We start from the raw sequence: 26,250 nt of genomic DNA, 5'->3' as shown, positions 1-26,250 counted from the left end.
CATTGATACCTCCATCGGCTTAAATGATTCATATAAATTAATGTATTAATCAGCAATTGCTTTATCAATTGAAATTGCTCCGCCACTCCATACTTTGCGGGCTGTCCATTCCCCTTCTCCTTGCCAAAAAGGAGCAGTCTCAGGCAAACCTAGCGGCAGAAAAACAGTTGTACATAAATATAAGCTGCCGGTAGATATATATCCCTCACCTAGTTCCTTCTGACTGCCAACAAAGCCAATCCTTAACCACCCGTTTTCATCAAATGTATTGGGCGCCTCAAGCTGTCTTTTTATTACTGCAGTTAACGCACAGCGTACTGCAGCAGGCTCAAGACTTTCGTCTAGCTGCTCACGCAATGCCATTAGCGCAAGATGCTGAAAAGCTCCGAAACGATAAGCAATAGAGCGGCCAATTGGCGGAAAGGTACCTTCTGGGGATATTAACCTTTCAAGGACTGAGGCATAGCGTATTCCTCGCTTAATAATCGCCTCACGTTTAGCTTTCCAATCATCAAATTGATCACCTAGTAACTCTATAATTTCAATTAGCATCGGTTGAATAACAAAACTATTATAGTAGTCCCAATGAAAGGCTGGACCATCTGAATAAGCACCGTCACCAACATACCATTGTTCATGCTGCTTAATTGCGTAATCGACACGCATCCGATCCCAATCTTTGCCCATTTTAAACAATGCTGCTTCTATCATTGCACTAAACAATAACCAATTGCTAAATACTGGACGTATTGCTCTAGTCGCAATAAGTGCATCTGCAAGAAACCGCTGAACTTGTTGATCCAGCTTTTCATAAAGCTCTGTAGGAGCTCGAAGTATTGCATTTGCTAAAAATGCAGCATCAACAAGAGGCTGCCCTCCATGCTGAAAGTTCATATAATCTGGAGAATGAGGATCCGTAGCCGCAGCAATCGCTTCTCGAGCTAAACTAGCCACTTCAACCCGAAGTTTACCTTCGTTGCCTTCGCTTGGACCCGTTTCAAGCCAAGGAGCAATGCCTGCTAACGTACGACCTAATGCTTCAAGATGCGAATATTGACTGCGCTCCTCACTCCATGCCTCAACTGGCATTTTACTCTTTAACTCTCGCTTTGAAAGGGTTTGCAAAACTGGCGAAGCTATTCTTAATAATGAATTAACCCAATATTGTCGATCAGTGCTCATATGCTAACCTCCTTGATAGAGCCAGTATAGTGTGTTGTCAGCATTCAAACAATAAACTATAATGTTAAAAAACTGACCTATTGTGCTTTTTTGAGGGAGAATCTATGATCCAGTTACTTACCTGCGGCTATAATACGATTCATTATGATGGGATTGTGCGAAACCGACCAAATGGTGCTGGCAACTATATCTTTGTCTTTTTTAAAAGTCGTGCAGAGGTACGACTATTTGAAGAAACTTACGAGGTTGATAAGCATACTTTTATTCTATTTCAGCCGACAACTCCCTATTTTTATCGAGAATTAGAAAGCCCATTTATTAATGATTGGTTCCATTGCAGAGGCGAAAATTTGGCAAATCTACTAGATAACATTAACTTTCCGCTCGACACTCCAATTAAAGCATCTGATCCTATGCTTATTTCCCGATTTGTTAAGGAGCTTCAAGCGACTTTTCGCTTACGAGGATCATTTTATGAGGAGATAATCGACTGTGATCTGCGCTCTTTTTTTATGAAACTGGCTGAATTGCAACAACGTGTCGCTCCAGAAAAGCTTAGCCGATACTATTTGCCATTTTCCGAACTTCGAAATGAGCTTTACAGCAATCCGCAACATCATCTGCCTGTCTCACAGCTTGCAGCACGTTTAAATATGAGCAAATCTTATTTCCAACACATTTATAGGCAGCTTTTTCAATGCTCCGTTATGGTTGATATGATTAATGCAAGACTAGAGCATGCAAAATATTTGCTTGATCATAGCGAGCATTCCATTGCTCATATCGCTAATCTTTGCGGCTATGAAAATGAAACACACTTTATGAGACAATTTAAAAAATATGTCGGTACATCTCCGAGACGATATCGAAGCAGATACCTTTAGACGAAAACAGCCTGCTTAGGCTGAACTAATCCGTGTAACGTAAATTGTTATCATGCTCGGAATAGCTCAGCAATTTATTTTAAATTACATTAACACTAGTCCGAATACCCGCTTTCTTGCAAATACTGCAGCCATTGCTCCTTATATGTCGTTTGAATCTTTTCTAGGCCTACCTGATTCGCTTTCTCCATAAATGTTTTTAGACCGCTCTCTACATCGTCAACTATACCAGCAATCAATGGGAATAAATATTGCTTTTCCACTTGCTAAAGCGCAGAACGTGCAGCCTGATATGAGCTATAGTCTTCAGCAAAGCCAGTGTACAAAAAACCGCCATTTAGGGCGTTCATACCCTAAGGCGGTCTTATGTAATATCCATTCATCTTTATCTTTTCTTATTAGGCTGCCATTTGCCCCATGCTTTTAATTTTTGAGCTACAATTGCCCCGTGCCAATATTCAACTTTAAATTGCTCCGCTTCTCTTTTAGCAGGAGCCGTTAGATCAGACGTTGTTATAAGCATTGCTAATATACAATCATGATTACGTTTCGCTGCAACTAATTATCTTACTGTCTGTACATTTACTTTAGCTTGATTGTAGCATTTAGCTTGTACAGCTGTTTTCTCACCACGTTGGTCAATAATAACGAGGTCAACTCCACCGTCATTCCCACCTATTCCAACTTCATTAACGATATAACCTTGATCTCGAAAATATAATGCTAATAATCGTTCGAATTCTGAGCCTGAAAGCTCTGCTAACGGGCTAGATAGTATTGTCTTATCGTCCCGCATTTGATTTAATTTAACCCGAGTTTGTTCATTACGATCAATTGTCATACTACTGGTCGCTTTTGATCTAGTAGCAGTAGTTGAATTGTTATCTTTTTTTGTCACTGACTTTCTCCTTGTTGTACTTTTAGTCTTACCATTCTTCTGCGACCGGCGATAGTTTGTCCACATTGCCCCTAATATCTCAGCTATCAAAGCACCTACAATTAAAAATATAAACATAAAGGCCCAATGTAAACCAGGAATTTTATAATAGAGAATTAATCCAATAAACATTAAAATTCCTCTTAAATAATTAGCCAGTTGCCTTCCCTCAGCACGATACGTTCTAGCCATACATACAACTCCTTATTGCTACAATATTGTTAATAGTTTCTTAATTCTTCAATATTCGACTATTCGACATTTGTTATAAATTCCCTTTTATTAATATATAAACCCAGAATATAAAAAACCATCCTGCTCCACTAGGAAGCAGGATGGTTCGTTCTATCATATTTTTTTATTCTCTCGAAGCATATTGCGATACTTAGCTGGAGACTGTTTATACTCACGCTTAAACATTCGAACAAAATAATTTAGCTCCATGCCGATCATTGCTGCAATTTCTCCTATCGTTAAGTCGTTATCCTCTTCTAAATATTGAGCTCCTTTTAATAGTCTTAAATGTTGTAAATATTGATTAGGGCTCACGCCGTAAAGCTCTTTAAATTTACGTTGAAAATGCTGTTGAGTATAGCCGACCGTATGTGCAATATTAGCTATATTAACCTTGTCCATATAATGCTGCTCCATAAATTGGACTGCTGCACGTAACATCTCATTAGTCCCTGTCTGCTTATTCTGCTGCCCTTTTACAACTTCCTTTGTTACTATGGAAGCGATATAGGTTAATCCATCGTAAAGCATAGTAGATGCAGCTCGCAATGCCTTTTTCTGCTCCTCGATTTCATTACTGTGCCATAGCTTTATGATAAATTGCTCTAAACAGATAAGCTCATCAGGTGCAATCTCAATAGCTTGAAGAATAGGAAGCTTTAAGAAATGAATCAATCCATCTACATATTCACCATCAATCCCAACATAGCCCAGTACCCAAGGATCAGTACCAGATGGCGTATACTCATGCGGGACCTTGCTCGGAATAATAACCATATTTCCTTGTTTTATTTTCATATACGGTTTCTGAGCAAAGTGGAAGGTACCTGCTCCTGCAAAGCAAATCATTATTTGCAAGGTAGGATATCCCACTGGGCGATAAATCGGATGTTGCGAATGCAAGCCGCAGCTATATAAGGCTAATGGCAACTCCAAGTTCCCCCTATTGTGAAAAAGCTTAAACGGTAGCATTGTGTTTTCCATTCTAATTTCACTCTCACATCATTGTTTATAAACAACTTCTTAATTATATATCGCGCTGACCTAAAGTTATATGGTTTCAAAGATAAATCCATTATGTTTACGCGATTTCTTTCAATAAATATTCATTTTGTGCTACTTTTCGTATTAGAAAATACTAACGCTACTAACAGTAAATCCATTACAATGACTTCATTAAATGAATTCGATAACGATTTGGGAGGGACTTTTCAGTGTATACCTTCAAGCCATATTCACCGCCTGAGATTTTGAGAAATCATCTTAAGCTCGGTGGTTCAAATCCTGCTAATGATAAGATTGATGTAACCAGTCTCTACTTTACACGCAATGATGTTCCGTGGATTGCAATCATGGGCGAATACCATTTTGTAAGAGATAATCGAGAAAATTGGTATAAAGAGCTGTGCAAAATGAAAGCTGGCGGTATCACCCTAGTCTCCACCTATATCTTTTGGATTTATCATGAGGAAATTGAGGGAGACTTTGATTTCACTGGAGATCGAGATTTACGTGCTTTTATTCTCGAATGTCAACGTGCAGGGCTAGAGGTAGTAATCCGAATTGGTCCGTGGGCACATGGAGAATGTCGCAACGGCGGCTTTCCTGATTGGCTGTTGCAAAAACCATTTAAACTGCGTGATAACAATCCATATTATTTGGAGAAGGTTAAATTATTGTATGGAAAAATAGCCGAGCAAGTACAAGGCTTATTTTTTAAGGATGGCGGTAATATAATTGCGATCCAATTGGAGAATGAGCTTGTCGACAATGCGGAGCATCTCGCTAAATTAAAAGAACTTGCTATAGAATGCGGCTTAATCGCTCCGATTTATACCGTAACAGGCTGGAATTCTGCTGCTGGTGCTGAAATTCCTGTTGATGAGGTCGTTCCTGTGTTCGGTGGCTATTGTGATGCTCCTTGGGAGGAGCATCTCGATCAACTGCCTCCTTCGCCACACTATTTCTTTACAGGTATGCGCAACGACACTGGTATCGGTGCTGATCTGCTGCCGCAAAAAATTGACTTTGAAAATAATAACTGGCAGCTTCCATATGAGCGTTATCCATTTGCAACCTGTGAACTAGGTGGCGGCATTCAGGTTACCCATCATCGCAGGCCGCTAATCAAACCGATGGATATTTACGCAATTGCCCTTGTTAAGCTTGGCGATGGCAATAATCTTGTCGGTTACTATATGTACCATGGCGGCATTAATAAAATAGGCAAGCTGTCGACCTTGCAAGAATCTAAAGCTACTGGGTATCCAAACGATTACCCGCTGCTCTCCTACGACTTCCAGACAGCAATATCAGAATATGGGGAAATTCGTGAGCAATATCGCTTGCTTAATTTGCTGCATCTGTTTATTCAAGATTTTGATGCAACCTTTGCTCCAATGACTAGAGTCGAGGCAAATTCTTTTGTTGCAAGAGACGATACAAGCTCGCTGCGTTATGTGATGCGAACAAATGGAACCAGCGGTTATGTGTTTATTAACCATTATCAACGATTATCAAAGCTTAAAGATCTGTACGATGTCGTAATTGATACAGGAATCGTTACGTTCCCTTCGATTAATGTATGCGGCGACGTAAGCTTCTTCCTGCCATTTAATATGGATTTATCAGGAGTAACATTAACCTATGCAACAGCACAACCGTTATGTAGGCATCACAATACATATTTCTTTGTTGAAATACCTGGTATTGCTGCAGAGTATATGTTTGCAAATGGACAGAAATTTATATCGCAAGCAGGGCTAAATTCAGGTATTACTGCTTATGGCATCAAAATCATTACCCTTACATGGGAGCAGGCACTTTATTTACGCAGACTTGATGGAGAGCTAGTAATTGGCGATCGCTGCGATCTGTATAAAGTTGATGGGATTATTCAAGCTGTTGCCCCTGGAGATTACCAATATTATCGCTGGAATGGAGTAAATTTTGAGCTTATTTCGGTTCAGCAACCGTATTGTGAGCCAAAATTAACGTTGACTGAAATTGAACAGCCGCCATTTAAGGCAAAATATGTGGATGAAATGCATCTTGGCGGTAAACGTAAAATATTATGGAAAAAGTTACAGGTTACGGGTGAGCAAGGTTTTATTTCAATCAATTATTATGGTGACGGGGCACAGCTTTATGCTGATGGAAAGTTAGTTGCCGACAGCTTCTACTATGGTGCTCCTTGGCGAATCCCTGCCTCATTATTGAGTGGAAAAGAATGCTATATTGCTATATCGGAAATTCGTGACGACTTTTATCGAGAGTTTTAATCAACATAAGGAGTATTTTATATGACAACCAATAAGAACACCAACAAACATGAGAAGTTGACAATGGAAGAACGTCGAGATCAAGGCTTATTATGGATTGATACCGAAGTAAATAAAGGACAACAAGTTATTACTAGAGGTCTTTGTATGGATTTTAACCATACGAGACCTGACAACTCCGAGAAAAGGAATGAACTACTGCATAAAATATTTGGACATTGCGGGGATAATGTCTGGATTGAACCTCCACTTACCGTCGCAATTGGCAAAACTGTATCTATTGGGGAAGGAACTTATATCAATTCTAATTTAACACTTGTTGATGATTATAAAATTAGCATTGGTAAAAATGTGTTGATTGCCCCGAATGTTACGATTACCACCACCAACCATCCTTTGCATTATATGCTGCGTCAACGTGGGGAAATGTACTGTAAAGAAGTGACTATTGAAGACAGCGTTTGGATTGGCAGTAATGTTGTTATTTGTCCAGGAGTAACGATCGAAAAAGGTGCTGTTATTGGTGCGGGAAGTGTAGTAACTAGAGACATTCCGCCAATGACATTAGCTTTTGGCGTGCCATGTAAAGTAGTTAGAGAAATCACGGATGAAGATTTGAATCAATTTGAAAAAATATAAACACATTTGTAAAACGGATCGGTCTTAGTCAACAATTTCATTGCCTAAGACCGATCCGCTTAGTTGCTTGCATTACCCATTACTTCAAGCGTTTTATATTTCCAGTACCAACACACCATAAGCCGGAATTTCTTTCTGATGTTCCAGCCACTCTCCAGATAACAGATCCTGTACTTTCTTTTTCAATTCAATCGTTACTGGTTCGCTAGCGTAGTTAAGCAAAAATACGTATTGCTTGTCCTTTGATGCACGGATTCCTATTTCTACTTCCTCAGGGGCAATCAGCCAATCGCTTAGCGGTGAACGTAATCCCATATCAGCAATGAGCTTGTCAACAACGGCTTCATTATACGCTGAGCCATAGTAATATACGACGCCCTCGCCTACTTTACGTTTCGTCAATGCAGGTTTTCCAGCATAGTATTCCGTTGTATATTCGGCAAGCACCTCTGTGTCCTCATGTTCAAGCTGCAGCACTTCATTAAAGCCGTTGCTTGATAGCTCATCTTGAACTTGTCCTGTTGTCCACTTAAGCTTGGCAGGTTGGATCGTACCTTTAATTAATGTAAAATCTTCAACGGTAATACCGCATAAAGAAGCAACAGGACCAGGGAATGGACGCATATAACATTGACCATTGCTATCTTTATAGCCTGTACGTGCACCGAATAAAAGCGTGCCGCCTTGTTTAACGTAATGCTCTAGTAGCTCAGCAGTTTTATCTGTCATTATCGCTGCATGCGGGTAAACAATAACCTTATACTTTATCAGTTCATTTAGCGTTGTGGTCGCTCTTAAAGTCACAACATCAGCTGGAATATGATGGTATTGCAACTGTTTAAACCAGGAGTATTTACTTTGCCATTGCAGCGGACCGTGCCACTCATCAAGCTCGCCATCCCATTCATTATCGTAATCTTGCAAGATTGCTACCTCTGCTTGATAAATTGATCCCGCAAGCAATGAGCCTACCTTTGCAATTTCCTCACCAATTTGGGTCACTTCACGTACACGACGATTCGGCATATTATGATAATCATTAATTCCATGCCAATAAATTTCCGTGCCAAAGGTTGCAGTACGCCAGCGGAAATAAAGCAGCAAATCCGTTCCATGTAAAATGGATTGATAGGACCATAGTCGAATTTGTCCTGGTCTTGGTGAACCCATGCCAATTCGATCATACCAGCCTCCAGGACCAGATTGCTGCTCCATAATACAGAAATTCGGAGACATAGAACGAACATTTGATAAGTATAAGCTGCTTACTCGATCCCTAAGCGGTTTTTCCTCACTCGTAACATTAAGTGTTTGAAACTGCGGGTATGAATCATAAGACATAAAGTCTAGTAGTCGATCAGTCAACTCATGATTGTCTAGATGTCCAAAAATTCCATTAGTCGTAATCCAGTGCTGAGGTGCCAGCTCGCGAATAATCTCTGCCTGCAGCTGAGCAAAGGAAATGGTATTGTCTGAAATAAATCGCTTTTCATCAAGTGCCAAATGCGGATTCACCGAGCGCGCTATCGTTGGACGTGAAAGATAGAGTTGCTCCCAATCCGTATAGGTTTGGCTCCAAAATACGGTTCCCCATGCTTTGTTCAAATTTTCTAATGTGCCGTAACGTTTTTTCAGCCATTCACGAAATGCGACATGATCAGCTTCAGCATAGAAAACATTCGTTTCACAGTTTAATTCATTATCTATTTGCCAACCAATCACTGCGGGATGATCCTTATAAGCCTCTACCATTTTACGAACAATATTTGCAGAAAGCTCTCTATATTTTGGACTGCTATAATTGTAGTGTCTACGCATACCATGTCGATATAGGACACCATCAATATTAGCATTTAATACCTCTGGATATTTATGCGTAAGCCAAGCAGGAGGTGTTGCTGTTGGTGTGCCAAGGATCACCTTTAAGCCATATTGATGGGCAAGATCGAGCGCTCTATGAAAAAGAGAAAAATCATAGCGACCTTCTTCGGGTTCTAAAATCGCCCAAGCAAACTCCGCCATTCGAATAACAGAGATATTCATCTCGCGCATACGTCGAAAATCATCTTCCCATAATTCCTCTAGCCAATGTTCAGGATAATAACAAACCCCTAATTGAATTTTATCCATCTGTATCGATTTCGCCATTATGTTCCCTCCAATATAATAACTACCTTCATTGTAGAGGAGTGAAGAGAACGAATAAATGCTAAAAATATGCGATGTATTTTAAATTCTTGTCATAGTTTTATGAAGAGTTATACTTATTCTATTGAATATATTAGTTATCAATAATAAATTCTTGTTTGAATTTTGAATATGATGAGGTGTAAAAATGCGCGAGCATATCTTTTTTCCTAAACCGATTTTCCCCAGACATCTCTGCTTTCCCGATTTTATTGGCGGATACAGCAACTATCCAGAGCATTCGGTAAATCGTGAATTTCTTTCAAAGGATGTAAATGTTGATCGCTATTATAATTTGCATCTTGTGCTTGAAGGTAAAGGATATTTATATACGGATAGAGCAACCTATGAGCTCACAGAGGGGCAAGGCTTTCTCTACGGTCCAGGATTGCGTCAAAGATATTATTCTGATCGAGCTGTGCCTTGGAATATTCGTTGGGTGCATTTTTATGGAACTGATTTAGCGCAATTTTTAGATGGTAAAGGCTTAGATGAGCCGTGGCTGTTTAGCGTAGCTGATGTCAGATCATGTATTGAAATATTTGGGCAATTATTGCAAGCAGGTAGAAACTATCAGATGGATGATGAATATAAGGTTGCTGGATTGCTTTATCAGTTGCTTACCAGACTACAGGCAACAGCAACTCAGCTTAATGTTCCACTTAATCAAACCGCTAGTAAAATACGTTCTGTAGCAAATTACATTCGCTCTCATTGCCAAGAGCCGTTTACCCTTGAGCAAGCGGCAGCAATTGCAAGCTTAAGCCCGCATTACTTTAGTCGTAAATTTAGTGAGACATTAGGAATGTCGTTTCCGAAATTTCTATTAGAGTCAAGACTGCTGCATGCTAAACGTCTGCTTATATCTACAGGACTGTCAATTAAGCAAATCGCCTCAGACACCGGCTTTTCACAGAGCAGCTATTTTATCACCTGTTTTCGTCAAGCTGAAGGTATGACACCACAGCAGTTTAGGGATATGCATCAAGTATAAAAAAGCAACGGAATGTATAATTCTACATTTCGTTGCTATAAAGGTAAAACAGCAAAATGTTTGATTTTAAAAAAATTGGCTAGTCCAAATCCGGCAAAAACCGAACTCAAACCAGCCAATTCTTATATACTAGCCAATTCTTCTATATATGATAAAATTCGATTGGTCTAACTTTTTAGGAGTCACTGCCTCACTTAAGATGGCAATATACTAATCTATTCAGCTTTAACCAAGATTTTTACTTGATTTCTTTCTTTAAGAAGCGCTTCAAAGCCTTCAGTTACAACATCATCAAGTTTGATACGTTTAGTAACTAATTTGTCAGCTGGGAAGTAACCTTGAGCCATCAAATCAATTACTGCAGGGAAAATATTACGATAACCGATAATACCTTTTACAGTACGTTCAGCTAGTACGATATTGTTTGGATGAAGAGTAGCTTCTTTTTCCCAAATGCTGACAATCATCAATTCACCACGTACGTTTGTAGAATTCAATGCTTGACTAAGCACTGGACCTACGCCAGTAACTTCATAAGCAACGTCTACGCCGCCGTTAGTACGTTTATGAAGTTCTTCAACAACATCAACTTCTTTAGGGTCGATAACAATCGCACCAAGTTCTGCTGCTTTTTGTTTACGTTCTGGAGAAAGTTCAACTGCATAAATTTCAGCCGCACCAGCTGCTTTTAATGCTTCAATGATAAGCAAACCAATTGGACCAGCGCCAAATACAGCTGCTTTATCGCCAGCTTTAAGTTTACTTTCACGAACAGCATAAAGGGCAACTGCAGAAGGTTCTACCAATGCGCCTTGTTCGAAAGATACGCTATCAGGAATTTTGTGTACCATATGCTCATCACAAGCAACATATTCAGAGAAACCGCCGCCGCCGCCAGCAAGACCTAGGAAGCCCATTTGAGGACATAGGTTGTATAGTCCTTGTTTACAAATGTCACATTTACCACAGTTAAATACTGGTTCAACAACAACACGATCGCCAACTTTGAATTTAGTTACACCTTCACCAACTTCAACAATTTGACCAGAAAATTCATGCCCCATAACTACAGGTGCTTTTTCGCCTGTTAGTGGATGCTCAGAATCTTTAGAAATAAAGATAGGTCCCGCAGTATATTCGTGCAAATCACTACCGCAGATACCGCACCATTCAACTTTGATTTTCACTTTTCCAGGAAGTGCTTTTGGTTCTTCAATGTTATCAACTCTTAGATCTTTTTGTCCATACCAACGTAGTGCTTTCATTGTTGTCATCTCCTTAGACGATAGAACTCATTGCGCATAGCAACAAAATAAAAGAATGAAAATATAAAAATATTTTCGGAAACGTTTCCTGTTTCTATTTTTTCATTTCCTCTTCATTTTGTCAATAAAAATAAACACTTTGTTAATAATCTTTCACATGTAACGTATAGCTATTTTTATGATATAATTTTTTCACAATTCATATCGTTACGGAAACAATTCCATTTATTGAGGTGATGATCAACGATGGAAAAGAAAATTACAATTGAGGATGTAGCTAAACATGCAGGTGTCGGTATTGCGACAGTTTCACGGGCTATAAACAATGCCGAAGGGATTAGTCCAAAAACAAAAGCAAAGGTGCTCGCAGCAATTGAAGAATTAGGGTTTGTACCTAACTCCTCTGCACAAAGTTTAAAATTTCAACAAACTAATCAAATTGCACTTGCTGTACCTGATGTTCGTAACGCATTTGTCCCAGAGGTTGCTTATGCAGTTGAACAAGCTGCTAAACATTATGGTTACCGGGTTGTGCAAATTAATACACTGGGCAATGCTAAAGCAGAACTGGACTTGCTTCGTGATATTAAAAAGCTGCATGTCGATGGACTAATCATTTTACCATTAGCCTATCCAAAAACATTAAAAAATTTAATTAATAGCAGTCCTATTCCGATTTCATTAATTAACTATGGAAAGCGTCTGGAATCGGACATCAAAGCAGATATTATTAGTATGTCAACGCAAGAAGGTAAGCTCGTTATGGAGCATCTGCAAAGCATCGGTAGAACGCGAATTGCCTATGCAGGAGCGCCAAAAGAGATTATTGAGGAACGCTACTTTGCTTATGAGGATGCATTAGAATCTGTAGATAGATCACTGGTTTACTTTGGTGATGATTTTTCTTTACAAACAGGGATAAAAGCTGCAGATTATTTCGTTAGCTTAGCACGTATGCCTGATGCAGTATATGCAGGAAATGATATGGTCGCAATCGGCTTAATTAATCGTTTAAAGGAACATGGAATTAATGTGCCAGAGGATATTGCTGTTGTTGGCATAGATAACATCCTTTGGGGACAAATTACTCAACCGAAATTAACGACCGTATCAATTATGAGCTCAGAAGTTGCTAAAGTAGCTACAGAATTATTGCTGCAACGAATTCAAGAGCAACGCACAGGGGAATACGAGCGTGTCCAATTTGAACCGCGCTTAATTATTCGTGAATCTAGTGTTGTTAAAAAGCATATAAAGGAGTATTTGTAGCTCTAAGCAGCTTCTCTTTTCTAGACAATGAACGGCTCGAAAAGCATGCCAGTTCGTTTCGCTATTACGATCATAAAAGCTCATTAGAGAAAATCTCTAATGAGCTTAACTACGTATCACGTCTTAATTATTAAAGTTAAAGCTGACGACAGGATTGCTGGCACTTACAGTATAAATTCGATTCGCCCCAGATTCCCATACTACATTATTGCCATCCCGTTTTATTGCTTTAAACTCAATTGTTTGACCTTCTGGCAAGCTAATATTAAACGTCCAAGCAGGATAATTTGCTGTATTTCCAGGACCTATAGCATTCTGAGAATTCCAAGAGCCTAACTCAGGAATATTGCCAACAATATATACGTTTTGTCCATAGTAAGTGTAGGCATTGTGCACATTGAAAGTGACGTTAACCATTTGCTCGCCAGGAGGCGATTGTTGATCCGGTTCATAAAGCACAGCTATTTTTCCACTGTCTATTTGACCAGTAATTCGACCATTTGCCACTGTGAATGTACCGCCGCCAGTCGCTTTATTAGTATAAACACCACTTTCAAGATTAGTTGGCTGATTAATATAAGCATCGCCGCCAAGATTAATAATTGTCATGCCTTTCGTACCGCGTTCAACAAGTAAAATTTCATTGCCTTGATTTCTTAAATATTCTCCTTCTCCTGCCATTGCGTTATGGAATTTATTCACTGCGACAATATCAGCATCTTTCCAGAAATCATTTCCGGCTGTACCAAGACTTGCAGCGAACTTACCACTTCCAGCCGGGCGGTTGAAAAACAATGGAACCGTTTGCGCTCTTGAGGCAACGATTGCCCAGCCCATTTTAATCTGCCATTCGTTCATATTAGTTGACTCATTGTTATCACCAGCATACGTATCATGTGATTCTACCCAAGTAACTAACTTTGATGGATTAACTCCTGCTGAATAAAAATCTTTCGCTAAATTGACGTTTTTAGCACTATTGAAACCTACTGCATGGCGAACATTATAACCATAGGTAGAAGCGGTTACATGCATGTAGTTGGCGTATTGAGCAAAAGCATCCGCACCTCCTTGCATTACTTCACCATAAATAAATAGATTAGAGCTATTATTTAATGAGCCAAGGACATTCGGCCAGAAATCAGATCCTGCTCCGTATGGATCAGTTGGTAATTCAATATGTTTTGCAGCATCGAAGCGAAAACCGTCTGCACCAAGCGAAATGGCATCGTTCAAAAAGTCAATAACTTTGGCTTGAAGCGCAGGATTAGCTGTATTTAAATCTGGCAGTCCGAGTCCCCATTGGGTCACTTGCCAGCGGTCATTAAAATTTTCAATCCCCCTTGCTTCATGCCAAAAGCTAGGATCGTTACGAAATGAGGAATCAACATTGCTATGAGGAACATACTGTAGCGAACCTGAGCCTGCATTAGCGGTATGATTAGCTATTACGTCAACGATTATTTTTATGCCATATTGTTCTGCTTCTTGGCACAACAGCTCGAATTCCTCTCTTGTACCTATTTGAGCGTTACCAACCTCGAAGTTAATCGACTGATACAACAACCACCACATACTTCCTGTCATTGTATTTTCTTTTGTTCCTTGAATTGGGGATGTTTGAATCGTGTTATATCCTGCCGCAGCAATTTCAGGCAATTTACTTCTAATCGTATTGAACGACCAGTTCCATGCATGAAAGATAACACCGTCTTCTGTATTAGCTGGCAACTCATATTGATTAGTTGAAGCATAAGCTTTATTCCATTCACTGTTATTATCAATAAGTTCAACATAGGAAAACGTTTGCACAAATAGCGCAAAAGCAAAAAAAACCTTAAATAATTGCTTACGCATTTTCTTCATAAACGGCTCTCCTTTAAAATATCATTTCACTGTCGATGACGAGAAAAAACTAAATTGTATGCGCATACAAAAAATACTATTCGTCATCATCGAAATTATCTCATAGCTAGCTTAAATTATCAAACAAAATTTAGTAATAATTCCATTTTTTTCATTTATATTAAAAAAGAAAAGTCATCGGTACCTCCGAATTGGTAAGTGACGAGCAAACCAGAAGGAGAGATAACCGATGACCTACCCTCATTTTAATGAAAAACTAGAACAAATGCTGTTGCAATTTATGTCCGAGCAAGACCCTATGCTTTCGATGCTACAAGACGTTGTTTGAAGGATTGAAAGCTAGGGGGCTTTAAGACGTTTGGCTTGTTGAAAATGACGCTCATAAAGGACTGTCTAAAGCGATTCGAGAGTCATTCCTTGGTTGTTCCTGGCAACGTTGTAAAGTTCATATGATGCGAAATGTCCTGGCTCATATTCCAAGTCGTCAAACGCTAGAAGAAGGACTAGAGGATACGCTACAATTCTTCCACTTTGAAGAAATGGATAGTCGTAAAATCTCCTCTACGAACCTGCTTGACCGTTTAAATAAAGAGATACGACAGACGTACTAACATTCATCCTAAGATTATTCAACAGATTCAAGAAAAATTTCATTTGAATAGTTTATTTTAATGCTAAATATTCGTATGCCTCAATATCAAATAATCTGTTTTTATTTTTTAAGATAATTTTAGCAGAACCGCCAAACACTTCTTTTTCTAGTTTTTCCACTCGATGATTCCCTTGAGACCATGTATTTCTTTTTAGCTCTATTAACCAGTCTGGTGCATAAAAAAATATTGTTATTGGTGGAAGTTTTTTTTGTTGTAATAATGCATCTATTTTTTTGAAAGCTGCACTTTCAGTGTGTAAAAGTAGAATTAATGTATCTTCCGTTAATTCAATAGCGTGTTGTGAGATTATATGATTTATTTTCGATAATCGCATTTTATTGATATAGTTGTTTAGATTTACAACGACAACTAACAGAACTACCCCCAAACAAGTAACAATGATATTAAATAAGTACATCATTATTTGACCATTTCCTTTATCGTTTTAATACCAACAACTATATCAACAATAAGCACAAAACAAACTGAAAGCACAATATTAAAAATGGAAACTGTTAAATCCGTCTCTATTGGAATTGCCCACCAAATAATTACAAGAAGTCCTATCGCCAAGTTTCTCAAAATTGGCATTTTATTCAGGATACGAACTTCACCAAAACAACTACATGTTGAGTCTCCAGAAAGTATTCTCTTTCTATAAGTCAATAAACTTAATACGCTTAGAAAGAGTATGGCTAGTATTGCTGTTACTTCTTTAAACACATTTGTGCAAAATGCAATGAATAAATAAAATTCAATCATTAAAAGAACTATACCAGCAAGAAACAAATATTTGGAAGGAACAACTTGATATTGAAATACTTCATACTTCAGATTATAGATCTTTTTTGCCTTCATATAAAAAGATAATAAGAAAACTATTGCTAACAAAATACTTAGTATCATAAAACTTTCCTAGACCTCCTCTACTTAACCAAGATAAATAATTGAAGACCTAGTCTAAAGATTTTATAACTTCTGATGGCGATATTTTGTTGACTTGCCTTGATGGTAACCAAGTAGCAATAACAATTAGAGCTATTGCGAATATTAACATTATGCTGATATCCATATAAGGAATTATAAAGCTAGATTTCTCCTCCGTTGGTGGCAATAGAGATTGACCAAAGATATATAGCAAATAACCTCCAGAAATCCCGAATAATAGTCCATTCACAACTCCGATTATACCAATAAGCAATCCTTCCATAAGTAAAATTTGCCGAACATGCTTTTTATTTAATCCAATAAATCTTAATATGCCAAATTGTACTTTACGCTCATAGACAGATTTAAATTGAATCATAATTAATCCAAAGATACCGATAAAAATGGTAACTACAATAAAAGAAAGATAGATTGAGAAAACTTGATTTTGCATCATTTTATTCATAATAGTAAGCATAGTTGGAAACTCTACTTTAGTTACTCCTTCGGCAAAAAGCAGTCTCATTATCTCATTTACTTCTTTTATATCTTTATCATGCAAATTAAACATAATATATCCTAGCTCAGGTGTATTAGGCCATTGAAAACCATTTGATTTATACTTTTCATATATTGCAGGGGATACATACAGTGTATCGTAAAATCTAATACCAGGTTCAGCATCTACAAAGCCAATGACTTCAAAGGTCTCTGTTGTATCAATCTTTTTCTCTTCACCTAGCTCACTCTTTTTGAATATTTGAAGTTCAAGTTCACTTCCAATTTCTAAATCATTAATTGGCAATCCTGATTTTGAAAAATTATCTGTCCATTCCGAAGCTTTATATAAAAACTTCTTATCCATAATAATATATTGGCTGTTTTCAGCTAATGCTTTCCAAGCTTCAGCGTCTGTTTTAAATTGAGAGGAGCGTTTAATTAACTTAATATTTGAATTTTTGATAAAGCTATCATCTATAGTCACAATCGAAAACGAATTTAATCCAACCAATGATTCGGATTGAATGTTTAAGCGATACGGCTCTAAAATTGAATAGTTGACTTTTTCAGATAATGTTTCATTTTCCCTAAGTCTTGTTAAATAATGTTCCTTTTCAGAGCTATTGTAATATGGAATAAGACTATTAAATCCTAAAACTGCAGAATCATCTTCTTGTTCTGTTTTAAAAAATTGAGCATTCATAAGTACAGCAGTTGTAAAAATCATCACTACTATACTTAAAAGTAATGACATACCTAATGAGTAGATAAAATTTGATTTTGCGTAATGGATAACAAGCTTAATCGTATGCCTTGGAAAGCGTAGGAACTTATATAATTTTTCAAAGTAAATATAAAAAAGATGCATTGCTTTAAAAAAGAGAAAAAGTGCCGCACATGACGCAAATAACCAACAGCCTAGAACAATGATACCTTTTATTGAAAGGTTGCGGCTCATCGTATGCATCCATTCAAAACCGAGATTCGTAGTTATATGAACAATATGGAAGCCTAGGATGAAAACACATACGATAATCTTTAGCCATTCAATTGATTTTTTTGCATCCTTTTGATTGACTTCATTTGATAATTTAATTTTTCTTCCTAATACTAGTGAAATCATGTTAAGTACTATAAAAATTACAATAGACATCACTAACAAGTCTGTGACAGAAACATGATGAGTAATTGGGATATATAAGCTTTCATACTGTTGAACAATTGTTGAATATTTTATTCCAAAGAAACTTACTAACGCATAGCCTAACACAATTCCGAGTCCAGTACCCACTATTAGATTAACAAAATTCAATAATGTTGCTTCTGCATAAAAGAGTCCTCTAATTGTTCTTCTTGCTATTCCAAGCTGATGTAATATTCTATAATTTTCCTGCCTTGTATTTAAGAGAATTCGTAATATTTGAAACAGTAACAAAGCCCCGCATAACGTTGCGAAAGAGCTTGCAACAATAAATGCCATTCCGTAGTTTATTTTCAATTGATCTATTTTCTGTACAGCATCATTTTTTAACTCTAGTACCTCAAACAACCCCGAGGAACCAAAAGGAAATATCGGCGCTGCTTGGCTAGTTGGATTTTTTCGCATTACTAATATTGAGTTATATTCATTACTTTCTAAACCAAATAACTGTTGAGCCTTATCAATGGATATTAACACTGTCCCGCTTGAACGAGATTGACCTCTATAACCGCTTATCCCTTGTTCATCTACAACTGCTGTAACTATAAAATCCGTAAAAGAGTTCTCATTATTTCTGAGTTGAATTTGATTTTGTAAATCTGCTTGTAAAATAGAAGCAGCTACATCAGATAAAACAATACCGTTATCTTTAAACAACGTTTCCCAGTTCTCAGAGATTGAATTTTCAAAAAAACTCATATTCTCTGGATGAACTCCGATCACAAGAAAATTTCCTTGTGCAAGTTGTCCTGACTCATCCTCATTTAACGCAGAGGTTTCAAACATTACCGTTTTAATTTGATTCAATCTATCTTTAAGTAACTGATCAATCTCTGTTAGTTGTTGTTCAGTAAATACCAATTCTTTATTAGGTGGATTAAGCTGCCAATCAATAACTCCGAAGTGAGAGTCAAGCCAAGCTTTACCGCTGCCATTAAATGAAGAATAAAAAATAACTGTTGCAATAACTAAAGCAGTACCAATGCATCCTCCTAATATTGATAATAAGGTTTGTCTCCTTTGATTTATCATTTGCTTAACTGCAAGTTTCCAGGACAATTTCGTAAAAAACACTTTTTACACCACCGTTTTTATCTTGCATTAACTCAATCTCACAATTCTATCTGTTTCATCTGCAATATTTTCATTATGTGTTACCATAATTATTGTAGTATGTTTCTCCTTGCTAATCCGGTGTAACAAGTTAACTATCATTTTAGTATTATCTGGATCAAGCGCTCCTGTAGGTTCATCAGCTAAAATAATTTTAGGGGAACCTACGATAGCTCTAGCAATAGAAACTCTTTGATTCTGTCCGCCAGATAATTTAGCCGGATATTTGTAGATCATGTCTTCTAAACCTAGTTCTTCTAGCACAGCTTTTGCTCGACGAGTTGCTTCCTTTTCACTTATTCCTTTAGCAATAAGCGGTAAGGATACATTGTCTAAACAATTTAAAACAGGAATCAAATGATAATGTTGAAAAATAAATCCCATATGATTAAGTCGAAACTCAGTCATTTTAACTTCAGATAATGAAGTAATCTCTGTTTCTTCTATAAAAATTTTCCCTCTATCAACCTTTTCCGTTCCAGCAATTAAATTAAGTAGTGTAGATTTCCCACAACCTGATGGTCCCATGATGCTAACAAATTCGCCTTCAGTAATTTCCAATGAAAAGTTAGAAAAGATGTTTCGTTTAGACTCTCCGTCAATAAAAGATTTATCTACATCACTAATTGTTATCACTATTAATTCACCTTATTTCCAATATTCAGCTATGATTGAACATTGCATTAATCATGTACTTTCAACCAACAATTTATCAAATTTATTCTCTACCATATTGCTCGTTTCTACGTTACTTATCTCTTCATAGGTACCTTCTTTAACAATTCTCCCTTGATTCATTACATAAATTTTGTTGGCATATTGAGTTAAATCCAACTGATGAGTCACCATAATAGTTATTAAATCTCGTCTCTCCTCTTTTAATTGTTGAATTATTTTCAACGCCGTCTGAGGATCCAATGCTGACGTTGCTTCATCTATCACTAAAACATCACATCTCTTAAATAGTCCTCTCGCAATTGCAACCCTTTGCCATTGTCCTCCTGATAATTGATAAGAACCTGAAAATTCATTCCCTAGCAAAGTTCCAAAATCTATATCAGGTAGTAAATACGGATATTTATTTTTTAAATTTTGAAGTCTTTCTCGAATTATTTCATTGCTTTCTTGCATTTCTTCCAGTGCAATATTCTCATATAGTGTTAATGGATAACACATATAATTTTGATTAACTATAGAAAATCTGGTGTATAAACTTAATCTTTCCATTGTTGTTATATCTTTATTGTTATAATATAAAACTCCTTCTTCAACATCATGCAAGCCTAATAGTATCTTAGTAAGTGTAGATTTTCCTGAACCATTATCACCTACAATCGCAATAAAATCCCCTGCTTTGATTTCAATATCGATATTTTCCAAAGCAGGTTTATTTTGATTGATATAAGTAAATTGCTCTAGTTTTAATCGAATATGTTTTACTTCTATTAAATCCTCTACATTCTCATAAACAGAGGAGTGACTCGCCTGATATTTTTCCCAAAAAGCTTTCAACTTCTTTTTAGTAAGTAAAATATGACTGATTTGCGAACTAGATTGAGCTAGTCCCACTAAATTCACTTCTACTAGCGACACTGCTACAAGTATTGATGCATAGTCACCAATAGTAGCACTACTATTAAAAACTTGAACGATTAACAATAATTGAACAATTCCAAAACCTACAGGATTGGATATACCGTAACAGAAATTTGCAGCTAATTCCTTTCTTTTAAATGATATAGATTGTTTGGTTATACGTTCTGTTATTTTATTCCATTTATTAACAAAAAATTTTCTAACATTCAATAATATGATTTCAGATTGATAATTTGGTTTTAAGATAGATTCTGAAATATAGGATTTTTCTCTATCGTGTTGATTTATTTTCTCAGTGAACCGGAATCGTTTTTTTGAATTCCTAATATTAAAGACAAATTGAGGAATACTATAAAGTAATATAACTATAGGTAAATACCAAGAAAAATTTAAAAGAACAAACCCGTATGTGAAAAGATAAATTAGTTTTTGTACAAATTGAACTGATGAAATGAGAGAATTGCTAGCCTGTAACAAAGAACTTCTTAAGAAGGTAATATCATTTCGATAATTCGCATCTTCTGTTAATGTAACTGTCTTAGGTACGATTTTTTCTAAAAACGTTCTTTCAGTATTATTTCCTAATCTAGTAGATAGCTTGTACTCCTCTAACAATTGTAACGTGGTCAATAAAGAAGTAGTAAGCTTAATACCTACTACCATTGCAACAAGCATTATTATTTGATTAATTTCCTGATTACCAACTATATTGTCAAAGAGTTCCTTTGTTATTTTCAAATTAAAAATATTCAATAGAATTAGGAGAACTGTAATACAACTTATCAAAAGAAACGATAGTCCTGTATTTCTAAGCAGCTTTTTATACAAGTGCCTTCACTCCTTTTGTAAGTTATTTTGGATGCTCTAAATATTTGATCGAATTATTAACAAATGCTCGTATATCATCTACAGTATCAACAACACTGTCAGCTATTACTTGGCGAGAAGGGTTTAACATATATATATATGGAGTTATTTTAACACGATATTTATAAAGTAGTTCTTCATGTTGGTAAGAATAAATAGGGAATGTGAATTGAAAATGCTCTCTAAGTTCAATATTCTCTTCTTCACTTCCGTTCGTAAATAATATGAAATGCTCTGTTAAGCCGTTTAACTCATTTAAATGTGGTAGCAGTTCGATACAGTCATTACAATAGAAAGAAATAAAGCATAGCAAAAGATACGAATCAGTTCTATTTTTATTATCGTCATCAAATGGAAAAGTCTCGTACCGTTCAAATGATTTAATTTCAACAGTATTATCACGTTGCTTAGAAAAAAACTTCGCAAAATTCATACACTAATAAACTCCTTTATCGGATTAATAACTTCTCTGAACCATTTTTCATCAGTAAATGAAAACTTAGAAAGAACAATTCCTTCATTGTTAATTCCATAACCAAAAGGCACCCTTGCATTACCAAATAACTTCTCAAGTTTCTTTACTTCAACTCTTTGCAACTTTACTCTATCTTTAAAATAATCACTTAACTCTTCGAAGCTATCTTGTTGTGTGTCTATCAAAATAAATATTCGTAAATCTTTAATTTCTTTAGTAAATCTATCTATGACTTCTAGCGCTCCTTGACAAGGAGTGCAACTAGTACTTAGTAATACTAAGACAAGATGATTATTCTCCCTTATTTCATCTTTCACCTTAATATTCGGCTCCTCTAAAACCAAATCACCAATATAATCTCCCACTTCAAACTTATCTTCTTTTCTTTTAAAAAATTTACGATGATTACCTAATAATCTACTCATCTTTATCCTCCAATTTCATACCTTTGAAAAGAGCGGAAAGTGCTCGCGTTTATGAATCAAAAATAATTTCATAATTGCCACTTGCCGCTCTTTTAGTTAATGCAACTAAGTTATCCTTAGCAGCATTCGATTGTTACAGTCTTGACATATTCGCAAGTAACAGCACCAGTTTTGTTGTTTACACAACGCTGATATTGATGTTGAATTCTTGAGTCCCCTGACCATGGCCAAAGTGGATTACACCAATCGCCAAGGTTACAGTATGGATCTCCATAACAAACTGGTTCAGTTGGATGTGGGCTTGTACCTCCTGGACATGCCATAAAAATCACCTCATTTAATATTTTTTGATTTGCAATTGCAATTATAAATTACCATAATTATCAAATCGAAAACCTTTCATTTAATTCAGTTTTTCGACAAATGTCTACTTAAGTATATAGCCTCTCCCACGAACAGTAATAAGATGTTGAGGGTTCTTAGGATCTTTCTCTATTTTTTTTCTTAATCGGCTAATAAGTACATGCAGTTCATTTTTTGTGTAATAATCTGTTGTAAACCAAAGAAATTTAATTAATTGATCGTTACTTACAATTCTACCTTTATTAGCTACTAGCTTTTCGAGCAATCTAATTTCTAATCTAGATAAAGCGTAAGCAACATCATCCTTTATATAGACCCCTTTCCCAAAATCTATAACAAGTTTTGGATGAATGGTAACAACGTTTCTATACAAAACAGTAATGAAATTCCCCTCCTTTTTTTGAGTTAATATAATGTCCTTTGAAGCAAACAAAAGCAGCTAGATTACAACTTATATGATACGAAATAAAAAACATAAATAGATATTTTTGTAATAGACAACTCAATTTCCATCCTAGTTAGTGTCAAATATAGTTCGCAAAAAGCATCAGTACCTCACATCGGTTTATGCAGCAAGTAGTCGTTTTTCTTGAATTTGTTGAATAATCTTAGGATGAATGTAGGAACGTCCACTAGACCATTCCTCACTGTACTCGATCAGATAACTAGTGACTAAGCGAATGTAGGAGTCCTGGTTGGGGAATACCCCCACTACACGCGTACGTCTTCGTATCTCTTTGTTTAAGCGTTCAAGTAGGTTGGTAGAGGATATTTTACGACTGTCCATTTCTTCAAAGTGGAAGAATTGCAGGGTATCCTCAAGTCCTTCCTCTAACGTTTGAATCGCAGCAGGATACTGTTTTTCCTCCGTATCCATGAGATGCTCAGCGTAAGATAAAGCAGTTTGGTAATCAGGTTGTAACCAGATTTGTTTTAGTCTAGCAGCAAATCTCTCTTTGTCACGACTTGGAATATGCGCTAAGACATTGCGCATCATATGAACTTTACAACGTTGCCAAGAACAACCAAGGAATGACTCACGAATGGCTTTAGAGAGCCCCTTGTGAGCATCACTTACGACAAGCCAAACGTCTTGTAGCCCTCTAGCTTTTAGTCCTTCAAAGAGCGTTTTGTAGGTCGCTTCGGACTCTTCCAGCATCGGTTCAATCGCTAAGATCTCACGTTTACCTTCTAGATCCATGCCGATGACAACCTGCACAGCCATGTTTACGACACGATGCCCATCACGAATTTTCTCATACAAGGCATCGACCCACAGCACAGGATATGTGTCGGCTAATTGACGGTTGCGGAAGGCTTCTACTTGCTCGTTGAGCTCTTTGGTAATATGAGAGACTTGACTAGCTGAAATGGATTCAATGCCTAATGAGCTTGCAAGCTTCTTGATCTTGCGCGTGGATACGCCTTGAATATAGGCTTCCTGAATCACTTGAAGCAAGGCGGTTTCTGAACGTGATTTCTCTGTGACAAAGAACGGCACATAGCCTCCTTTCCGCAACTTCGGAACAAAGAGATACATCGTACCCATACGCGTGTCAAAACGACGCACACGGTAGCCTGATCGGTAAGCCTCTCTGCTATCTGTGCGCTCAGATTTTTGAGCTTGTACTTTCGCTGTAACTTCTGCTTCCATGAGTTGCTCACATAGCCATTGTAGCATCGATAACATCGGGTCCTGCTCCGACATAAATTGCAATAGCATTTGTTCTAAGTTTCCATTAAAATGAGGGTAGGTCATCGGTTATCTCTCCTTCTGGTTTGCTCGACACTTACCAATTCGGAGGTACCGATGACTTTTCCTTTTTTATATTTGCGAACTTAATTGTACGTTATCTCCATCCTATATGCATGAAGATTCTATTTTAGTGATTCTTTTTTTTATATTTATGACTTCTAAGCTAAAATTTAAATCTCTACATCAATTTTACATATTAACAGTACACCTTCTTATTAGTTATTTAGACCGTAGGGAAATATTTTATAAAAAAGAAGCATTATTTTTAGATTACATAAAGCAGTCTAAAAATAATGCTTATCGATGCCGAGCTTATATAGCTATTGAGCTCTTATTCACAATTAATCATTCGGTAACTCTCGTAACCACTTAACCCACCCTCGAATCGTCGATGCTCGTCTGCGGTAAGTTGACTCTGAACAAATATTGTATAACTGATGATGTTTCATTCTACTGACAATGTAATCTGTCGTAACATTTCCTTCTTCAACCGTTTTATCATAGATTTCTTTAAACACCTTATGCTGTAAAATCCGCTGCGCCAACGCTAATCGTTTTTGTCGATAAGGAAGTTGCATAATTCTTCTGCCTTCTTCATTAAGCGTTGCAAACGTGCCTTCCTCATTGCGATATTTATTTGCCAAACCTAAATAAAGACAACTATTATAATAATAATCGCTTTGTCGTTTATCAAAATCAATCTGCTCCGCTATATCCTCCTTTGTCATATCTTGTTCATACAAATAAGCTAGTAAATCAAGCACTTTTCTAAAATCATCTGCTTGTGGAAATGGTACTTCAGGTTCATCAACAAAATTTTTAATACTTGCCGCTACTTCATTCACATCTTGTTGTGTGATGCTTTCATAATTGACCATATAATCCTGCTGTCTTACTAAAACTAATGAATTATAAATATTATCATTTTCAAATTCAAACTCAAAGAAATGAAATACATCGTTGGATATTGTGAAAAAAACAGGGCGTATCTTCTTATTTGTTTTTTGCCTCCATACTCGATAAGGATAATAAAGCTGTCTAATGTTGAAATTATCTACTTTTTGCTTTTTCGCTTCAACTAACATAAAGTTTGTCCGTCCTTCATATCCTCCGTCAACCTCAATCATCGCACCAGTAACATGAATTTGTCTAGCAGCCCCAGTACTGCTAAGTACATCATATTTAAAATTACCGCTGCCCATTTTTCCGCTAACCGTAAATGCGGTTTCTTCACCTAAAAAGTCATCGATCATACCTGTTAAATACGCACAATGAAGAGCTGATGCCTCTGAATACAAATCGGTAGGCTTGACGGTTTCGATATGAGCTGGAATACTCATCAATTTTGGTACGATGGTTTGATCATACTGTAACTCCTTAAACAATTTAAAATCGCCAATGATATAGGATTTTGTTGATAGCGGCAGAACATTTAAATGATTGCTTTTAAAAATATCTGGCAAATTGCTTTCATGGTCAAATTTACACATTAAGCGCGGTTCACGAAACTCCTTGATATTGTCTGCAGCTATTTCAAAAAATCCATTTAATTTTATCTCTTGTAAAATATCATACTTTTTAAATATTTCTTCCCATGCCCTATCGTTTTTCGTTTTCTGTACCATTTTCGATAAC

Annotated in this window: 21 protein-coding genes and 3 pseudogenes; 6 read left to right on the top strand and 18 right to left on the bottom strand. The window is 36.7% G+C overall.

Annotated elements, in window-relative coordinates:
• Window positions 1-45: 45 nt before the first annotated feature.
• Window positions 46-1,182: a DUF2264 domain-containing protein gene (locus AC2TDL_RS14700; RefSeq protein WP_484696823.1), complete on the bottom strand. Its 1,137-nt coding sequence runs from the start codon at window positions 1,180-1,182 to the stop codon at window positions 46-48.
• Between the two features lie 104 nt (window positions 1,183-1,286).
• Here AC2TDL_RS14700 and AC2TDL_RS14695 point away from each other — a divergent pair, with 104 nt between their 5' ends.
• Window positions 1,287-2,066, top strand: coding sequence for a helix-turn-helix domain-containing protein (locus AC2TDL_RS14695; protein WP_484696822.1), 780 nt, complete (start codon window positions 1,287-1,289; stop codon window positions 2,064-2,066).
• Window positions 2,067-2,161: 95 nt separating this feature from the next.
• On the opposite strand, the pseudogene AC2TDL_RS14690 reads toward AC2TDL_RS14695, so the two are convergent.
• The 3 genes and pseudogenes from AC2TDL_RS14690 to AC2TDL_RS14680 form a co-directional block, all read right to left on the bottom strand.
• Window positions 2,162-2,392 (bottom strand): annotated as a pseudogene (locus tag AC2TDL_RS14690) (DUF3502 domain-containing protein); the annotation flags it as partial.
• A gap of 59 nt (window positions 2,393-2,451) precedes the next feature.
• A pseudogene (locus AC2TDL_RS14685) lies at window positions 2,452-3,030 on the bottom strand (restriction endonuclease).
• Window positions 3,031-3,351: 321 nt separating this feature from the next.
• The gene (locus AC2TDL_RS14680) at window positions 3,352-4,167 is read right to left on the bottom strand and encodes an AraC family transcriptional regulator (RefSeq protein WP_484696821.1); all 816 of its coding nucleotides are present in this window, start codon (window positions 4,165-4,167) and stop codon (window positions 3,352-3,354) included.
• A 284-nt stretch (window positions 4,168-4,451) separates the two neighbouring features.
• Between AC2TDL_RS14680 and AC2TDL_RS14675 the strand changes: the two genes are divergently transcribed.
• Window positions 4,452-6,518 (top strand): beta-galactosidase, encoded by a 2,067-nt coding sequence (locus tag AC2TDL_RS14675; protein WP_484696820.1) that lies wholly within the window; start codon window positions 4,452-4,454, stop codon window positions 6,516-6,518.
• A gap of 21 nt (window positions 6,519-6,539) precedes the next feature.
• Window positions 6,540-7,157: a sugar O-acetyltransferase gene (locus tag AC2TDL_RS14670; RefSeq protein ID WP_484696819.1), complete on the top strand. Its 618-nt coding sequence runs from the start codon at window positions 6,540-6,542 to the stop codon at window positions 7,155-7,157.
• Window positions 7,158-7,250: 93 nt separating this feature from the next.
• On the opposite strand, the gene AC2TDL_RS14665 is transcribed toward AC2TDL_RS14670, so the two are convergent.
• Complete coding sequence (locus tag AC2TDL_RS14665) at window positions 7,251-9,305, bottom strand: beta-galactosidase (RefSeq protein WP_484696818.1); 2,055 nt, start codon at window positions 9,303-9,305, stop codon at window positions 7,251-7,253.
• A gap of 187 nt (window positions 9,306-9,492) precedes the next feature.
• On the opposite strand from AC2TDL_RS14665, the gene AC2TDL_RS14660 reads away from it, so the two are divergent.
• Window positions 9,493-10,338, top strand: a complete 846-nt coding sequence (locus AC2TDL_RS14660) for a helix-turn-helix domain-containing protein (RefSeq protein WP_484696817.1) — start codon at window positions 9,493-9,495, stop codon at window positions 10,336-10,338.
• Between the two features lie 215 nt (window positions 10,339-10,553).
• Here the strand turns inward: AC2TDL_RS14660 and AC2TDL_RS14655 are convergent, their stop codons facing one another.
• On the bottom strand, window positions 10,554-11,603 hold the full coding sequence (locus AC2TDL_RS14655; RefSeq protein WP_484696816.1) for a 2,3-butanediol dehydrogenase: 1,050 nt from the start codon (window positions 11,601-11,603) through the stop codon (window positions 10,554-10,556).
• A 246-nt stretch (window positions 11,604-11,849) separates the two neighbouring features.
• Here AC2TDL_RS14655 and AC2TDL_RS14650 point away from each other — a divergent pair, with 246 nt between their 5' ends.
• A complete protein-coding gene (locus AC2TDL_RS14650; RefSeq protein WP_484696815.1) occupies window positions 11,850-12,872 on the top strand; it encodes a LacI family DNA-binding transcriptional regulator in 1,023 nt (340 codons plus the stop codon).
• A gap of 123 nt (window positions 12,873-12,995) precedes the next feature.
• Here AC2TDL_RS14650 and AC2TDL_RS14645 read toward each other — a convergent pair whose 3' ends face one another.
• Window positions 12,996-14,738, bottom strand: a complete 1,743-nt coding sequence (locus AC2TDL_RS14645) for a carbohydrate-binding module family 20 domain-containing protein (RefSeq protein ID WP_484696814.1) — start codon at window positions 14,736-14,738, stop codon at window positions 12,996-12,998.
• A gap of 311 nt (window positions 14,739-15,049) precedes the next feature.
• On the opposite strand from AC2TDL_RS14645, the pseudogene AC2TDL_RS14640 reads away from it, so the two are divergent.
• A pseudogene (locus AC2TDL_RS14640) lies at window positions 15,050-15,340 on the top strand (transposase); the annotation flags it as partial.
• Window positions 15,341-15,401: 61 nt separating this feature from the next.
• On the opposite strand, the gene AC2TDL_RS14635 reads toward AC2TDL_RS14640, so the two are convergent.
• The 11 genes from AC2TDL_RS14635 to AC2TDL_RS14585 form a co-directional block, all read right to left on the bottom strand.
• Window positions 15,402-15,812, bottom strand: a complete 411-nt coding sequence (locus AC2TDL_RS14635; RefSeq protein WP_484696813.1) for a hypothetical protein — start codon at window positions 15,810-15,812, stop codon at window positions 15,402-15,404.
• Window positions 15,812-16,297, bottom strand: coding sequence for a MauE/DoxX family redox-associated membrane protein (locus AC2TDL_RS14630; RefSeq protein WP_484696812.1), 486 nt, complete (start codon window positions 16,295-16,297; stop codon window positions 15,812-15,814). The genes AC2TDL_RS14635 and AC2TDL_RS14630 overlap by 1 nt, the downstream gene beginning before the upstream one ends.
• A gap of 49 nt (window positions 16,298-16,346) precedes the next feature.
• Window positions 16,347-19,094, bottom strand: a complete 2,748-nt coding sequence (locus AC2TDL_RS14625) for an ABC transporter permease (protein WP_484696811.1) — start codon at window positions 19,092-19,094, stop codon at window positions 16,347-16,349.
• Window positions 19,095-19,121: 27 nt separating this feature from the next.
• Entirely contained in the window at window positions 19,122-19,769 is a 648-nt protein-coding gene (locus AC2TDL_RS14620; RefSeq protein ID WP_484696810.1) for an ABC transporter ATP-binding protein, read from the bottom strand.
• A 51-nt stretch (window positions 19,770-19,820) separates the two neighbouring features.
• Complete coding sequence (locus AC2TDL_RS14615; RefSeq protein WP_484696809.1) at window positions 19,821-21,467, bottom strand: ATP-binding cassette domain-containing protein; 1,647 nt, start codon at window positions 21,465-21,467, stop codon at window positions 19,821-19,823.
• 112 nt (window positions 21,468-21,579) lie between these two features.
• Window positions 21,580-22,029 carry a TlpA family protein disulfide reductase gene (locus tag AC2TDL_RS14610; protein WP_484696808.1) on the bottom strand — a complete coding sequence of 150 codons (450 nt, stop codon included), beginning with the start codon at window positions 22,027-22,029 and terminating at the stop codon, window positions 21,580-21,582.
• The gene (locus AC2TDL_RS14605; RefSeq protein ID WP_484696807.1) at window positions 22,026-22,496 is read right to left on the bottom strand and encodes a hypothetical protein; all 471 of its coding nucleotides are present in this window, start codon (window positions 22,494-22,496) and stop codon (window positions 22,026-22,028) included. Before AC2TDL_RS14605 ends, AC2TDL_RS14610 begins: the two co-directional genes overlap by 4 nt.
• Window positions 22,497-22,612: 116 nt before the next feature.
• Window positions 22,613-22,819: a hypothetical protein gene (locus AC2TDL_RS14600; RefSeq protein ID WP_484696806.1), complete on the bottom strand. Its 207-nt coding sequence runs from the start codon at window positions 22,817-22,819 to the stop codon at window positions 22,613-22,615.
• Between the two features lie 104 nt (window positions 22,820-22,923).
• On the bottom strand, window positions 22,924-23,232 hold the full coding sequence (locus tag AC2TDL_RS14595; protein WP_484696805.1) for a winged helix-turn-helix domain-containing protein: 309 nt from the start codon (window positions 23,230-23,232) through the stop codon (window positions 22,924-22,926).
• A gap of 192 nt (window positions 23,233-23,424) precedes the next feature.
• Window positions 23,425-24,618: an IS256 family transposase gene (locus AC2TDL_RS14590; protein WP_484696305.1), complete on the bottom strand. Its 1,194-nt coding sequence runs from the start codon at window positions 24,616-24,618 to the stop codon at window positions 23,425-23,427.
• 338 nt (window positions 24,619-24,956) lie between these two features.
• Window positions 24,957-26,240, bottom strand: a complete 1,284-nt coding sequence (locus AC2TDL_RS14585) for a type II restriction enzyme (RefSeq protein WP_484696804.1) — start codon at window positions 26,238-26,240, stop codon at window positions 24,957-24,959.
• Between the last annotated feature and the right edge of the window lie 10 nt (window positions 26,241-26,250).

The sequence above is a fragment of the Paenibacillus sp. plas6 genome (genome assembly GCF_057221655.1).
This window is presented reverse-complemented; position numbering and strand designations above follow the sequence as displayed.

Coding starts and splice junctions, on each gene's coding strand:
- AC2TDL_RS14700 (WP_484696823.1), bottom strand. CDS start 1,182: ATGAGCACTGATCGACAATATTGGGTTAATTCATTATTAAGAATAGCT.
- AC2TDL_RS14695 (WP_484696822.1), top strand. CDS start 1,287: ATGATCCAGTTACTTACCTGCGGCTATAATACGATTCATTATGATGGG.
- AC2TDL_RS14670 (WP_484696819.1), top strand. CDS start 6,540: ATGACAACCAATAAGAACACCAACAAACATGAGAAGTTGACAATGGAA.
- AC2TDL_RS14665 (WP_484696818.1), bottom strand. CDS start 9,305: ATGGCGAAATCGATACAGATGGATAAAATTCAATTAGGGGTTTGTTAT.
- AC2TDL_RS14660 (WP_484696817.1), top strand. CDS start 9,493: ATGCGCGAGCATATCTTTTTTCCTAAACCGATTTTCCCCAGACATCTC.
- AC2TDL_RS14655 (WP_484696816.1), bottom strand. CDS start 11,603: ATGAAAGCACTACGTTGGTATGGACAAAAAGATCTAAGAGTTGATAAC.
- AC2TDL_RS14650 (WP_484696815.1), top strand. CDS start 11,850: ATGGAAAAGAAAATTACAATTGAGGATGTAGCTAAACATGCAGGTGTC.
- AC2TDL_RS14645 (WP_484696814.1), bottom strand. CDS start 14,738: ATGAAGAAAATGCGTAAGCAATTATTTAAGGTTTTTTTTGCTTTTGCG.
- AC2TDL_RS14635 (WP_484696813.1), bottom strand. CDS start 15,812: ATGATGTACTTATTTAATATCATTGTTACTTGTTTGGGGGTAGTTCTG.
- AC2TDL_RS14630 (WP_484696812.1), bottom strand. CDS start 16,297: ATGATACTAAGTATTTTGTTAGCAATAGTTTTCTTATTATCTTTTTAT.
- AC2TDL_RS14610 (WP_484696808.1), bottom strand. CDS start 22,029: ATGAATTTTGCGAAGTTTTTTTCTAAGCAACGTGATAATACTGTTGAA.
- AC2TDL_RS14605 (WP_484696807.1), bottom strand. CDS start 22,496: ATGAGTAGATTATTAGGTAATCATCGTAAATTTTTTAAAAGAAAAGAA.
- AC2TDL_RS14600 (WP_484696806.1), bottom strand. CDS start 22,819: ATGGCATGTCCAGGAGGTACAAGCCCACATCCAACTGAACCAGTTTGT.
- AC2TDL_RS14590 (WP_484696305.1), bottom strand. CDS start 24,618: ATGACCTACCCTCATTTTAATGGAAACTTAGAACAAATGCTATTGCAA.
- AC2TDL_RS14585 (WP_484696804.1), bottom strand. CDS start 26,240: ATGGTACAGAAAACGAAAAACGATAGGGCATGGGAAGAAATATTTAAA.